We start from the raw sequence: 418 nt of genomic DNA, 5'->3' as shown, positions 1-418 counted from the left end.
CTTCCTTTGCGCCGAGAAACATTTGAGCGTGAAGCAGTCTATATTGCCATTGGCATCAAGCCTAATGGGCACAAGGAGGTCATTGACTACTGCATTGCGCCTAGCGAGAACATTGAAGTCTGGACAGAGATGCTTCAAAACATGAAATCCCGAGGCTTAAAGCAAGTTGAGCTTTTTCTTTCTGATGGTGTTGTTGGCATGAAAACAGCCTTGGCCAGGACTTATCCTAAAGCTCATTTTCAACGCTGTTTGGTTCATGTCATGCGCAATATCTGCGCTAAAGTACGCGTCGACGATCGTGAAAAGATCATGAACGAATTCAAACAGGTGCATCAACAGACAAACAAAGAAGAAGCCGCAGCTGTCCTGCATGACTTCTATACCAAATGGGGCAAGGTTTACAGCCATGTTATCAGAA

At 45.0% G+C, this 418-nt stretch carries 1 protein-coding gene; it reads left to right on the top strand.

All coding sequences use genetic code 11. The features are described from left to right. On the top strand, positions 1 to 418 hold a 418-nt coding region (locus CP367_RS08095), incomplete at both ends, for a transposase (protein WP_199160544.1).

The sequence above is a fragment of the Lactobacillus sp. UMNPBX16 genome (assembly GCF_002553775.1).
GTDB lineage: Bacteria > Bacillota > Bacilli > Lactobacillales > Lactobacillaceae > Lactobacillus > Lactobacillus crispatus.
This window is presented reverse-complemented; position numbering and strand designations above follow the sequence as displayed.